This window comes from Mycobacterium sp. 852002-53434_SCH5985345, from assembly GCF_001667155.1.
Lineage (GTDB): Bacteria > Actinomycetota > Actinomycetes > Mycobacteriales > Mycobacteriaceae > Mycobacterium.
The window spans coordinates 1-12534 of sequence record NZ_LZIE01000010.1 but is presented as its reverse complement, the minus strand read 5'-3'; the positions used below and the strand labels follow the sequence as shown (position 1 = coordinate 12534).

Annotated in this window: 12 protein-coding genes; 6 read left to right on the top strand and 6 right to left on the bottom strand. The window is 61.9% G+C overall.

Going from position 1 to position 12534, the window contains the following annotated elements; genetic code table 11:
* The 3 genes from A5756_RS01855 to A5756_RS01845 all read left to right on the top strand — a co-directional run.
* On the top strand, positions 1-821 hold an 821-nt coding region (locus A5756_RS01855; protein WP_066946039.1), incomplete at its 5' end, for a cytochrome P450.
* On the top strand, positions 814-1512 hold the full coding sequence (locus A5756_RS01850; RefSeq protein WP_066946029.1) for a TetR/AcrR family transcriptional regulator: 699 nt from the start codon (positions 814-816) through the stop codon (positions 1510-1512). The genes A5756_RS01855 and A5756_RS01850, both read left to right, overlap by 8 nt.
* Before the next feature lie 303 nt (positions 1513-1815).
* Positions 1816-3018, top strand: coding sequence for a cytochrome P450 (locus A5756_RS01845; RefSeq protein WP_066946025.1), 1203 nt, complete (start codon positions 1816-1818; stop codon positions 3016-3018).
* Between the two features lie 37 nt (positions 3019-3055).
* On the opposite strand, the gene A5756_RS01840 is transcribed toward A5756_RS01845, so the two are convergent.
* The 6 genes from A5756_RS01840 to A5756_RS01820 all read right to left on the bottom strand — a co-directional run bounded on the left by A5756_RS01840 (position 3056) and on the right by A5756_RS01820 (position 8562).
* Positions 3056-3451, bottom strand: a complete 396-nt coding sequence (locus A5756_RS01840; protein WP_066946022.1) for a nitroreductase family deazaflavin-dependent oxidoreductase — start codon at positions 3449-3451, stop codon at positions 3056-3058.
* A gap of 45 nt (positions 3452-3496) precedes the next feature.
* Positions 3497-3910: a limonene-1,2-epoxide hydrolase family protein gene (locus tag A5756_RS01835; protein WP_066946018.1), complete on the bottom strand. Its 414-nt coding sequence runs from the start codon at positions 3908-3910 to the stop codon at positions 3497-3499.
* A 78-nt stretch (positions 3911-3988) separates the two neighbouring features.
* Complete coding sequence (locus A5756_RS01830) at positions 3989-5104, bottom strand: NDMA-dependent alcohol dehydrogenase (RefSeq protein ID WP_066946015.1); 1116 nt, start codon at positions 5102-5104, stop codon at positions 3989-3991.
* Positions 5101-5301 carry a ferredoxin gene (locus A5756_RS25190; protein WP_082959128.1) on the bottom strand — a complete coding sequence of 67 codons (201 nt, stop codon included), beginning with the start codon at positions 5299-5301 and terminating at the stop codon, positions 5101-5103. Before A5756_RS25190 ends, A5756_RS01830 begins: the two co-directional genes overlap by 4 nt.
* Positions 5302-5304: 3 nt before the next feature.
* Complete coding sequence (locus A5756_RS01825) at positions 5305-7653, bottom strand: CaiB/BaiF CoA-transferase family protein (RefSeq protein ID WP_066946012.1); 2349 nt, start codon at positions 7651-7653, stop codon at positions 5305-5307.
* Positions 7654-7872: 219 nt separating this feature from the next.
* Complete coding sequence (locus tag A5756_RS01820; RefSeq protein ID WP_066946009.1) at positions 7873-8562, bottom strand: TetR/AcrR family transcriptional regulator; 690 nt, start codon at positions 8560-8562, stop codon at positions 7873-7875.
* Between the two features lie 225 nt (positions 8563-8787).
* Here A5756_RS01820 and A5756_RS01815 point away from each other — a divergent pair, with 225 nt between their 5' ends.
* The 3 genes from A5756_RS01815 to A5756_RS01805 all read left to right on the top strand — a co-directional run.
* Positions 8788-10014: a cytochrome P450 gene (locus A5756_RS01815; RefSeq protein ID WP_197505721.1), complete on the top strand. Its 1227-nt coding sequence runs from the start codon at positions 8788-8790 to the stop codon at positions 10012-10014.
* 65 nt (positions 10015-10079) lie between these two features.
* Positions 10080-11285: an amidohydrolase family protein gene (locus A5756_RS01810; RefSeq protein ID WP_082948236.1), complete on the top strand. Its 1206-nt coding sequence runs from the start codon at positions 10080-10082 to the stop codon at positions 11283-11285.
* A gap of 8 nt (positions 11286-11293) precedes the next feature.
* Positions 11294-12534, top strand: a 1241-nt coding sequence (locus A5756_RS01805) for an aldehyde dehydrogenase family protein (protein ID WP_066946006.1), incomplete at its 3' end; no start/stop codon positions are given.

Below are 12534 nucleotides of genomic sequence, written 5' to 3'. Positions count from 1 at the left end.
ACATTGCCCGCCCTTACCCCACCCCCATCATGTGCGCGCTGATCGGCGCGCCCCGCGAGGACTGGCATCTGTTCGCACAATGGACTGACCACATCTTCAAGGCCTTCAGTTTGCAGACCGACGCCACCTTCGATGAAGACGCGATCATGCGCGCCTGGGGTGAACTCGACGCGTACGTCGACGACATGGTCGCCGCTCGCCGAAACAACCTGACCGATGATCTGCTGTCCGAGCTCATCCGCGCCGAAAGCGACGGTGACCGGCTGAATCTCGACGAACTGCGCAGTCTGGTGGCCGGCTTCCTGATGGCGGGAACGGATACGACGCGAAACCAGCTGGCCGCGTCGGTGCAGGTGCTCTGCGATCATCCGGATCAATGGGCGAAGCTGGGCGACCAACCAGAACTTGCGATGCAGGCGGTCGAGGAGAGCATGCGTCACTCACCGGCGGTCTGTATCGCGCCGCGCGCCGCCACCGAGGATGCCGAATTCGGCGGCTACATGTTCCCGGCAGGGACTTTCGTAGTCGTGAATACCTTTGCAGCCAATCGTGATCCAGCGATCTATGACGATGCTGACCGCTTCGACATCGCACGCCAGGATTTGCCCGCAATTCTGACCTTCGGCGGCGGTGCGCACTATTGTCTCGGGGCGAACCTCGCACGTCGGGAATTGGCAGAAGCGCTTACAGTCCTCACCCGACGTCTCCGTGCGCCCCATCGCGTCGGTTCGGCCCCGTGGAAATCCCTGCTGGGAATGAGCGGCCCCGAAACACTCGAGATCAAGTTCGAGGCCGAAAGCCTCGTGACGGCGGATGCGTAGTCGCGGCTGGGCGGGATCTACGCCCGCCTCGGACGAGGAGGCAATCGACCGCATTCTGAATGCGGTGGCCGATGTGGTCGCCGAACACGGACCAGCGATACGCCTGGCCGACGTCGCCCGGAAAGTCGGAGTCACTCGCCAGACGGTGTACCGCTACTTTCCCAATGCCGACGCGCTGCTCATCGCCAGCGCGATGCGTGCGGTCGACGGTTTCATCGACCAAGTCGCGGAACACGTTCGGGGACTCAACGACCCAGTCGCGGCAATCGTCGAAAGCGTGTCGTTTGGAATCGACAATCTTGCCGGTGATCCACAGCTGGAAAATCTGCTGACCCGGCGGCATGAGGGCGAAGCCGCCACCTCTTTGACTTCCGACACGGCCATCACAATCTGTTTGTCTGTCTTCCACCGGTTCGATGTGGATTGGAAGCTGCACGGGTACGACGGCACCGCGCTCGCTGAACTCGCCGAAATGACCCTGCGCACAGTGCAGTCCATCCTGACCGATCCCGTACAACCACCCCGCGAGGGAGTCGAAATGCGCCGGTTCATTACTCGATGGCTCGGTCCAGCGATCCTCTATCCACGGATGGCGTCGCTATCGATCCACGAACGACACGCATCGGTGGACCGCCACTTCGAAACAGAAAGACGCACCTCGCTGTCGCAAACTGGGCCCCAAGGAGATTGAGGCGTCGCGTACCCGCCATCGATGGAAATCAGCCGACCCTCGTTCACGATTAGTTCGAGGCGCCGCGGATGCCCACGCCCAGGTCATGAGCGGTCGTGTCGCAGGCGATTGACGGATCGTGAATGAAATTTCATAGCCAGGGGGGGATTACTAAGTCATTGACTGAATTGCCCTGCGGCGTCAGGATGAGCACGGTTGTGCGTGGCTCGATTATCGCGGCTCGCAGGTGCGTGCTGTCCTGACCTACCCAGTAGTTCGTCCGACGAACGGTCGGATGCGCCCGATGGAGGGAGTTGCAGATTTATGGGTGTCAAGACTGCGAGTGAGGTGTTCTACGACCCCTACGATGTCGAACTCAACGCCGACCCGTATCCGCTGTTTCAGCGGCTCCGCGAGGAGGCGCCGTTGTCCTACAACGAACAACACAGCTTTTACGCGCTGAGCCGATTCGACGACGTGCATGCGGCGCTGAATGACCATGAGACGTTCAGCTCTGCCCGGGGCAACATTCTCGAGTTGATCAAGGCTGACATGCCGATTCCGCCCGGACTGTTTCTGATGGAGGACCCGCCCCTTCACGACATCTATCGGCAGAGCCTTTCTCGCATGTTCACACCACGCAAGATGAGCGAGGTCGAGGCCACCGCACGGCAATTCTGTGCCGAGAGCCTAGATCCGTTCGTCGGTACCGGGGGCTTTGACTTCATCGCCAATTTGGGTGCCGAGATGCCGGTGAGAGTCGTGTGCAGGCTGCTGGGAATTCCCGACGAGATGCGGCATGAGGTCCTCGACCTCGCCGAAGGTCACGTCAACACCGAAGCCGGCGGGGAAATGAAAGCCGCGTCCTCAGGGCTGGAAACAGGGCAGTTATTCGCCGACTACCTCGACTGGCGCGCTGAACACCCCTCCGACGACATTGTCACCGAATTGCTCGGCGTCGAATTCACCGACCTCGATGGCACGACACGGGGGTTGACCCGTGAGGAACTACTGATTTGCATCACGCTGGTGGCTGCGGGCGGCGCCGAGACAACGACCCGCCTAATCGGATGGGCGGGCAAGGTTTTAGCCGAGCATCCCGAGCAGCGGCGGGAGCTGGTCGCCGATCGCAGCCTGATTGCCGGCACAATCGAGGAGCTGCTGCGTTTCGAACCCCCCGCGCCACACATCGCGCGCACCCTCACACGCGATATGCCGTACTACGGGCAGCACGTGCCAGCCGGCAGCATCATGATGTTGCTCGCCGGTGCTGCGAACCGTGACCACCGGCAATTCCCACCCGATGGTGACGTCTTCAACATTCACCGTAAAGCCGGAGCCCATGTCGGCTTCGGTGTTGGCGTGCACTACTGCCTGGGAGCGTCATTAGCCCGGATGGAGGGACGCGTGGCACTCGACGAGGTGCTCAACCGCTTCCCCGAGTGGACCATCGATATGTCTGGGGCACGCATGACCACAACATCGACAGTCCGAGGCTGGGAAAGGTTGCCGGCCGTCCTTGCATGAAAACGCCGCCTCAACTTCTTCGCTCTACTGCCCAAAGTCACTGCGTGGAGTTGACTTTGGTCAACACCAGCGCCGCTTCGTTGTACGGAAACAGGCGGTAGAACACACCAGATAGCCCCGTAACGAGCGCTGCGCCCTCAGCTTTACTCAGGAGGCGGGGATTGGCGAGCGCGATACTCTTGCCGCGCTTGTGCAGCACCGCCTGTCCACTGGCGAACACATTCGTCAACCAGTCCGATTTCAGCCCGTACCCGATCAGAACGACGAAGCCGTCGTGGATGGGAAAAACCAACAGCGGCGTTCGATAACGCTTGCCTGATTTGCGTCCGACATGTTCGAGGGTCCCTTGACCGGGAAGCCATGGCGTGATCGACCGAGCCGCTGGATTGGTGACTCGACTATTGAAGTTTGCGACGGCCCTTGGCACGCGCATGGCTCCCTCATTCCCAACGAAGCTCGAAATGATCAATGTCCCAACTCATGCGGTCGCCGGCACCAGGGCGCTGATGTCCTCACCTTGAAGGAGCTTGATCGTCAGATTCAGGTCGAAATAATCGGTCCAGCGAGTGATCCTTCCATCGTCATCGACGACGAAGGTCCCCATTACCGGGATGGCCGGCTTGCGTCCGTCCGGAGCCTGGATGTAGTCCAGGCGTTCGGTGAGCACCACGGAACCCTCGGTGGCGAGGTTGACGATTTCGAACGCGTAGGCGTCCGGGAACATCGCGAACTGGGCGGCCATGTTCTCCACGATGGCGTCTGGTCCGGTGAAGGCGGGCATCCCCACATTCTGATAAACGGCCCCTTCGGCGAGGAGGGGACGCAACGCTTCGGGGTCCCGCCGCTCCATCAATGCGCAGAAGTGGCGGACGACATCGGCTGGCGAAGACATGAGTGAAATCCCTTCACGGCGAGTAGGTGAATCATCTTGAGCGGGCTGGAAACTGATACGGATTCGTCCTTCTAAGACTCAATGGTCGTGGATGATCACCCCACGGATGTTGCGGCCTGCGAGCATGTCGTCGTAGGCCTCATTGATGTCGTCGAGCTTGTACTCGGTGGTGACGGTTTCGTCGAGCAACAGCTTGCCGCTTCGATAGAGGCTTATGAGGCGAGGGATGTCGGCCCGCGGGTTGGCTTCGCCGTACAGGCTGCCCAGGAGTCGTTTTTGGAACAGCGTGAACAACGTCAGCGGCAGCGTAGGCGTCACGTCGGACATCGATGCCAGAGCGGTGACCACCACGGCACCGCCCTTCCGCACCGCATTGAGCGCGTCGTTGATCATCGCGCCTTCGAGCACGCCTGGCGTGAGGATTGCCGAGTCGGCCATGACTCCACGCGTAATCTCGCCGACTAACTGGTTTGCTTCCTCTATCGAGGTGGCGAAGTGAGTGGCTCCGAACTGAAACGCTTTGTCGCGCTTGCTAGGCTCTATATCGACGACGACGATCTGCTCCGCTCCCGCCAGCCGAGCGCCCTGAATGGCACCGCTGCCGATCCCCCCGCAGCCGACCACGAGCACCACGTCGCCGGGACTGACGTTCGCGGTATTGACGGCCGAGCCCCAGCCGGTGGTGACGCCGCAGCCGAGAAGGCATGCGCGCGATAGCGACACATCGTCGTCGATCTTGACGACGGAGGCTTCCGACAACACGCCCCATTGAGCGAAACTGCCGACGCCTGAGAGGGCTCCGATGCCCCGTCCTCTGGCGCGGCGCCGGAAGGTGCCGTCGGCCTGGACTCCCGCGAGGATGGTCGCCCCGAAGTCACAAAGGTTTTGACGCCCCGTAGCGCACCAGCGGCAGCGACCGCAGGCCGGCAGAAATGATGTCACTACGTGGTCTCCCACCGCCACATCGCGCACTCCCGGACCGACCTCTTGAACGATGCCCGCCCCTTCGTGTCCACCTATTAAGGGAAAGCTCACCCCGAACATGTCGCCGGTGCGGATGTGGTGGTCGGAATGGCACAATCCGGTGGCTTCGAATTCGACCAGAAGTTCACCGGATTGCGGCGGATCGAGTTCGATCTCTTCCACCGACCACTTCTCGTTCAGCCCCCACAGAACTGCTCCGTTGGTCTTCATGGCGACTCCTTAACGATATTTATGGCACGTTCAGGACAGTTCGCGATCGCATGGTGCGCCCGACCCTCCCATTCCGGCGGTATATCTCTGACGGTGACGAAGGCGATCCCGGCGTCGTCGATATCGAACATCTCCGGATATGTTGCGTAACAACGGCTGTGGCCCTGGCACATTTCTGCGTCGACACGAAGCTTCACCGTTCAGTCCAATCCGCCCGGTCGGGTCCCGATGACGCCCTGCTCTGTCAGTGCCGCTATCAAAGAGGCGTCGAGCCCGAGCAGCTCACCGAGGATGCTCGCATTGTGCTGCCCCAAAGTCGGCGCCGGTGACCGATACCACGTGTCAACGCTGCGGTACTTGAAGGGAATCGCCGGCACGTGATGCCGTCCCACGATGGGATGATCGAGGCTTTCGAAAAAGCCTCGTGCGGCCAGCTGAGGGTGCATCGAACCGATCCTGGCGTCTACCAAATCCGCAGCCGGAACACCATGTTTGACGAGTAACTCTGCAGCGGCTGAGGAATCGTGGTGGCCAGCCCATAGCTCGAGATGCTTATCGATCACATCATGTGCCCGCACACGCCCTTCGTGAGTGTCCAACGCGGGGTCGTTCGCCCAATCCGGTTCACACAGAGCCGACTTCAGTAGGCGCCACTGCTCGTCCGTGGCGATCGAAATCGCCAGCCACCGCTCGGTCCCCGCGCATTGATAGAGCCCTTGTGGGGCGGCGTCGCGGCTGCGATTTCCCAGTCGCGATATCAGGTTGCCACAGGCGGTGAATTCGACCACCTGCTCGGCGGCCGCGTTGAGTGCGGCCTCAACCATCGAGACTTCAATGAACGACCCGCGGTCCGTTTGATCCCGTTGCCGGAGGCCGGCGAGCATGGCGAATGCGGAGTGCATTCCTGCCAGTGGGTCACACGGGCCGCGGGGGATTCGCGGCTGGTCGTACTCGTGGCCGGTCACCCACGCCATTCCGGTCATCTGTTCCATCGTTTGCGCGAAACCCACGTTGTTGCGCCATGGTCCGTCGAGCCCGAACGCGGGCATTCGAACCATGACTATTCGAGGGTTGAGCTCACTGACGGTTTCCCACGTGATGGCGAAGTTGTCGAAGACGCGTGGGGAGAAGTTTTCAACGAGGATGTCGGAGCACTTGACAAGTCGGAACAACAGCTCCCGCCCTTGGGAGGAGGACAGGTCGAGGGTGAGTCCTCGCTTGTTGGTGTTGGTCGCCAGGTACATCCCCGACCGCTCCCACCACTCAGGCTGATTGGCGAACGCTGCCGCCGCCATCCGTGCGCCGTCAGGGTGGTGCGTCGACTCTAGGTGAATGACCTCAGCGCCCAGTGCGGCGAGAATGTGGGTGGACGAGGGGCCCGCCCACCACGCTGTCGCGTCGAGAATTCGTACGCCGTCCAGTGGAAGTCCCGGTGCACGGTCGGCAGCGGTCGCAATCCCGTTGTGGGCGGGTACTTTTGCCATTTCGCCGAGCGGAGGAGCACCGGCTGTTGGGGCGGGTCGTCGGCCATTGATCTGGTAGGGCGCCAGCGGGTGGGTGAAGCTGCCGTCGGCGTACGTGCCCCACACACCGCGCGCGGCGAACTGAGGGTGGTCCAACACGGTCTGGCCATTGTTGACTGGTGAGACGGGGATCCGCAGATCGGAGGCCAACGCGACGATCTCGTCTGTGGAACGTTGCGTCGTCCATTCCCGCACAATCTGATTCCACTCGTCCCGGCGTTCCCACCGCGTCGTGGCGAGTGCCCACGCCGGGTCATCGTCGAGCAGGTCCAGTCGGCCGATCATTGCCAGGAACGACTCGAATTGTTGGCGGGTGTTGGTGTTGAAGCCCACCCATCCGTCTGCGGTTGGTTCGATGGAAGGGATTTCAACCTGTCGGGCCGGCAGGGTCAAAGGGGGACGACCGGCCAACTCGTGGTAGAGGTCGGCGAATCCGCTGGCGCTGAGGTGACAAGTTTCCAGCAACGAGCAGTCAATGATTTCACCTGCGCCGCCGAGTTGAGCCCGACGCAATGCGCCAAGCGCCCCGACGGCGGCATAACTGGCCATGACCCATTCGAAGATTCGACCGCCCGCTTGAATGGGCGGTTGGTCCGGACGACCTCGCAACGCCAGGGTTCCGCTCTCTGCCTGGATCGTGAACTCCGTCGAGGGTCGGTCCCGGTACGGTCCGGTCAATCCGTACGGAGACAACGCCACGATCACCAGGTGTGGTGCACGCCTTAGTAGGGCCTCGCGGTCGAGTGCCCCAGGGCCGAGAGAATCGACGAACACATCGGCGGAAACGATCAGCGCCTCCAGGTCGGCCAACGAAGTGCCAACGACTGAGCGCTTGCCGGCGTTCAAGAATTTGAACAGCGCGTCGGCGTCGCTTCGATCGCCAAACGTTCTGCGGCGGAACGGATCCCCGTTTGGGGCTTCTATCTTTATGACCTCTGCTCCGAGGTCGGCGAACAACTTGGTGCAGTACGGGCCGGAGATCTCCGTCGCCCACTCGACAACACGAACCCCACGCAGAGCGTTCATCGCCTTGCGACTTCCCGCGTCAATGTCTTCGGAAGTGAGTTACTCGCGCCGATGGGTGCACACACGCCACTTCCTGTCCTCACGCTCGTGCCGGTCGACCAGGGTGTTCTGCATCCGCATTGGCTGCGGCTTGGCTGGCAACGACGCTAGCGATGGGAAACCTGAAGTGTCAAGTGTGACTCGATAACCACGGCCGCGGTGGGGCTCGTCAGGGAGCTCTTAGTCGGCCGCACGCACCTTGGGGGCCCGCTGGACCCGCCCGCCTCGCTTGGCGGGCGGCTTCATAGTTGACGTGCTTACGCCTTTGGCGAGGACCTGCGTACCCAGTTCGATCTGCGCGCGGATGTCTGACTCGCCCGTACCAAACCAGCGTGGTCCGAGGCTCGTTGTGAAGATGATGAAGTTAGCCAGCAGCTCCGCGAATAGGTCGGCGTCGACGTCGGCCCTGATCTGCCCCGCGGCTTGGTAGTGGCGAACGCCTTCGGCGATAACGGCCGTACGGCGCGCGTGATTGGGTTGCAGCACCCGCAGCGAGAAGTCCGGGTCTGACAGCGCCCGACCGGAAATGTCCCAGCCGGGAACACCGCTGTCCCGGTCATCGATCCTCAGTCTCGCAAGAAAAAGCTGCTCGATGTAGTCCTCGAAGCGGGCAGGCAGGGCCGCCACGACTTGCTCTTCGGCCTCGCTGACGAGGTCCGCGATCTGTCGAGAAACAACTTGCTCGAAGATGCCTCGCTTGTCCCCGAAGTAGTGGAACAGCATCGCCTCCGAGCAGTCGGCGCGACGGGCGATCTCCTTCGTCGCCGCGGCCGCGTATCCCGCCTCGGCAAAGACCTCAGCAGCCGCTTCAAGGAGGGCTCGTTGTTTGCCGTCCTTGTCGCGAACTCGCCGCCGCGCGCCTGTAGTCATCACACACACTTTAGCGAGCACCCTTCGACTGAGGGGAAGCTCGCATGCAAGTGGTCTCAGATAGTTATCGAGTGCGACTTGACTCTGCTCGGTCGACGATTTACTGTGCTGCCAAAGCAAATTTCGGCGTGTGCGAGAAATCCGAGGGCCGGCGCAGATGGCACATGGACGGTGGCGTGACCACGGTGTCGGCATGCGCAGTTCCGGTGTCGACGAGGACGGCACATGTTGAGCAAATCACCGGAGGAACACGCCCGGAACCTCGATCTTCGTCATGAGGATTTCAACGACCAAGACTTCCTCTACGAGGTCTACGCAGTTATGCGAGAGGCGGGACCGTTCAGTCACCAGGATGTCCCATTCCTGGGCCCGACGCCGGGGGGTGCGTGGGTCGCCACCCGCTATGACGAGTGCTACGAGATCTTGCGGGATTGGCGCACTTTTTCCAGCAAGCCCGTTGGGATGGAAGGCTCCCCGATGTCGTTCGGTGACATCGTTATCACCTTGGATCCGCCACGGCAGCAGCAGCTTCGCAAAGTTCTCAACCCGTATTTCTCTCCTGGTCGCATGAAGGACTTGGAGCCGCAGGTGCGGGCGGTCACCGACGGGCTGATCGACAACTTCATCGAATTGGGCCGCGGCGATCTCGCCGACGTCGCATGGCAGCAGCCGGGGATCGTGTTCTTCCGGTATGTACTCGGCATGCCCGTTGAGGACGTGCCGCTCTACATCGAGACAGCTGACCTAGCGATCAACGGTGAGAGCGAAGAGGTCCGAAACGGTTCGATGACGAATCTCTACCTCCGCGTACGCGAGGAGATCGACAAACGCCGTGGTCAACCGCCGCGCGACGACCTGATCGATGTCTTGCTCGCCGCCGAAATCGACGGCGAAAAACTGAGCTTCGACGACGTTGTGGCGAATGTGATGCTGCTGGTGCAGGCGGGGCTCGAAACAACATCTAGTGCAATGTCGTTCGCCTTCTTCTATCTGGGCTCTCATGCTTCGGAGCGCGACCGGCTCGTACGAGAAGCCGAGTTGTTGCCCACGGCGATAGAGGAATTCATCCGGTTCGCCGGTTCGGTCCACGGGCTGCATCGCTCAGTGGCGGAAGAGGTTGAACTAAGCGGCCAGAAGTTCTGTCCCGGCGAGACGGTCGTCGTGAACTATGCGGCGGCCAACCGCGACTCGCGCGAGTTCGACGAGCCGAACAAGTGCATTCTCGACCGACAGACCAACCGCCACCTCGGGTTCGGGGCCGGCGTCCATCGCTGCTTAGGCTCCAATCTCGCCCGGCTCGAGTTTCGGGTGGGCGTCGAGCAGACCCTGAATCGGATACCGGACTACGCCATCCCCCCTGGGGCAAAAGTCGACTTCCACGGGAACTCGGTCACTCGGGGCTACCGCGCCTTGCCGGTCGTCTTCAGCCCGGGCGCCCGCGTCGCCCAGTGAGAGGCGGCTGGCGACCGCCGATATCGTCTCGCAACCAACGTAATAGCGACATCAGGGAGGAACCCGTGGACAAGCAAGATCTTCAATGGATGATCTCCGTCGATGACCACATCATCGAGCCACCGAACCTGTGGGTCGACCGCGCATCGGCCGCCGACCGCGATCGAGTGCCACACGTCGAGCGCATCGACGGCGTTGATACGTGGGTCTACGAGCAAGCGCGCGCGTCGGTGCTTGGCATCTTGGTCGCGGCTCACCAAAGGCCGGCCGAGTATTCCCCGCTGCCAGTGAATTACGACGATATGCCCCGCGCATACTTCGACCCGGTGGCCCGCATCCCTGACATGGACGAGGATCATGTGATCGCGGGACTGAACTTTCCCTTCTTCCCCCGGTTCTGCGGTCAGATGTTCGCCCACCTCGGTGACCGCGACCTGGGGCTCAAGTGCGTGCAGGCCTACAACGACTTCGTCATCGACGAGTGGTGCGCGGCCGCGCCCGGTCGCTACATCCCGATGGTCATCGTCCCGCTGTGGGATACCAGACTGGCCGTCGAGGAGACGTTACGATGCGCCGGCAAGGGCGCGAAAGCCATTGCCTTCTCGGAGAACCTGCACCCGCTGGGATTTCCGTCCATCCACTCGGGAGCATGGGACGATTTCTTCGCGGTGGTGAACGAGACGAAGATGCCGCTGTGCACGCACATCGGATCCTCCTCGGTCAGTCCCACCACGTCGCCTGACGCACCCTTTGGGGTGCAGGCGGTCAACATCAACCTCAACCTGGCGAACTCGACCACCGACTGGCTCTTCTCGGGGAAGCTGCAGAAGTACCCCGACCTGAAGATCGTGCTGGCCGAGGGAGGTATCGGCTGGATTCCCTACCTCATCGAGCGTGCGGAACATGTCGCCGCCGACTACCAATACCTGCGCGCCAACAACTGGGCGGTTGACCCGGCAACGATGCGTTTGACCCCCGTACCCACCGACCCCGAGATTTTTCCGGAGTCACCGCGCCAGCTCTTCCGCGACCACATGTACGGCTGCTTCATCGAGGATGACTTCGGGGCGGCTAACCTCGACTCCATCGGCGTCGACAATGTGATGATTGAAACGGATTACCCGCACACCGACAGCCTGTGGCCCAATTCCCTTCAGGTGGCTCACAAGGCACTCGACGGCCGGTCCGACCTCGACAAGTACAAAGTGCTGCAGGGTAATGCTCGCCGGGTCTTCGACTTTGAGCCCGCCCCGTACCCGACGCTGACATAGTTCGTTTGATGCGGGAGTACCAGAGCTTTATCGACGGCAAGTGGTTGAGCGACAACGCGCTCGGCGTCATCGACGTCATCGATCCGGCCACCGAGGAGTTGATCGGACGAGTCGTCGACGGCGGGCCAAAGCAGGCGACCATGGCGATCGAGGCCGCCCGACGGGCTTTCGACGAAGGTCCGTGGCCGTGGATGTCGGTGCGGGAGCGCGCAAAGGTCATCAAGCGGTTCGCTGACATCCTCGACGAGCGCATAGCGGAACTTCGAGAGCTAGTCGTCGCCGAGATCGGCTCGACGAGCTTCATTACCGACCTGGTGCAGGTTGGCGGCGCCATCGAGGCCGCCCACTACTACGGCGAGTTCGTCGAACACGATGTGACGTGGGTGGAGACACCGGGCGGCCCGGTGGTGTCGCCGACCGGCCTGGGCGGCGTGACGGTGGTCCGCGAACCGGTCGGGGTGGTCGGAGTCATCACCCCGTTCAACTTTCCTTTCTCGATCAACATCCAAAAGTGCCTGGCCGCATTGGCCGTCGGCTGCACCGTGGTACTCAAGCCCCACCCGTGGACCCCAATGAACGCCCTGGAGCTGGCCAAGGTGGGAGAGGAAGCCGGCCTTCCGCCCGGGGTGTTCAACGTCGTCGTGGGCGGCGCGGACGTGGGGGAGGAGCTGTGCACCCACCGAGGCGTCGACATGATCGGATTCACCGGTTCGACAGCGACCGGTCGACGCATTCGTGAACTATCGGCGGCAACCATGAAACGCGCACAGCTGGAACTCGGCGGCAAGAGCGCGCACATCGTTCTCGACGATGTCACCGAAAGTGACGTTGCGGGAATAGGATTCGGACAGGTACTGATGCATGCCGGACAGGCGTGCACCGTCACGTCGCGACTTCTCTTGCCCGAGCACCTGCTCGACGCGTACGTCGATGGCTTGAAAGCGATGGCTCCGATGATCACGGTCGGCGACCCGCGTGATCCCACCACTGTCGTCGGGCCGCTTATCAGGGATCAGCAGCGTCAGCGAGTCGAGTCGTTGGTTCAGGCCGGGGTGGAGGAAGGCGCGTCGCTGGTGGCTGGTGGCAAACGTCCCGAACACCTCAAACGCGGCTTTTACTACGAGCCGACGGCATTCGTCGACTGCCGCAACGACATGCGCTTGTGCCAGGAAGAGGTGTTCGGGCCCGTGCTGGCGGTGATGACCTATCGCTCCGAAGACGAAGCCATCCGCATCGCTAACGACTCCAT

Excerpts from the sequence above, each read along its gene's own strand:
- A5756_RS01850 (WP_066946029.1), top strand. The coding sequence starts at position 814 with ATGCGTAGTCGCGGCTGGGCGGGATCTACGCCCGCCTCGGACGAGGAG.
- A5756_RS01845 (WP_066946025.1), top strand. The coding sequence starts at position 1,816 with ATGGGTGTCAAGACTGCGAGTGAGGTGTTCTACGACCCCTACGATGTC.
- A5756_RS01840 (WP_066946022.1), bottom strand. The coding sequence starts at position 3,451 with ATGCGCGTGCCAAGGGCCGTCGCAAACTTCAATAGTCGAGTCACCAAT.
- A5756_RS01835 (WP_066946018.1), bottom strand. The coding sequence starts at position 3,910 with ATGTCTTCGCCAGCCGATGTCGTCCGCCACTTCTGCGCATTGATGGAG.
- A5756_RS01830 (WP_066946015.1), bottom strand. The coding sequence starts at position 5,104 with ATGAAGACCAACGGAGCAGTTCTGTGGGGGCTGAACGAGAAGTGGTCG.
- A5756_RS01825 (WP_066946012.1), bottom strand. The coding sequence starts at position 7,653 with ATGAACGCTCTGCGTGGGGTTCGTGTTGTCGAGTGGGCGACGGAGATC.
- A5756_RS01820 (WP_066946009.1), bottom strand. The coding sequence starts at position 8,562 with ATGACTACAGGCGCGCGGCGGCGAGTTCGCGACAAGGACGGCAAACAA.
- A5756_RS01815 (WP_197505721.1), top strand. The coding sequence starts at position 8,788 with ATGTTGAGCAAATCACCGGAGGAACACGCCCGGAACCTCGATCTTCGT.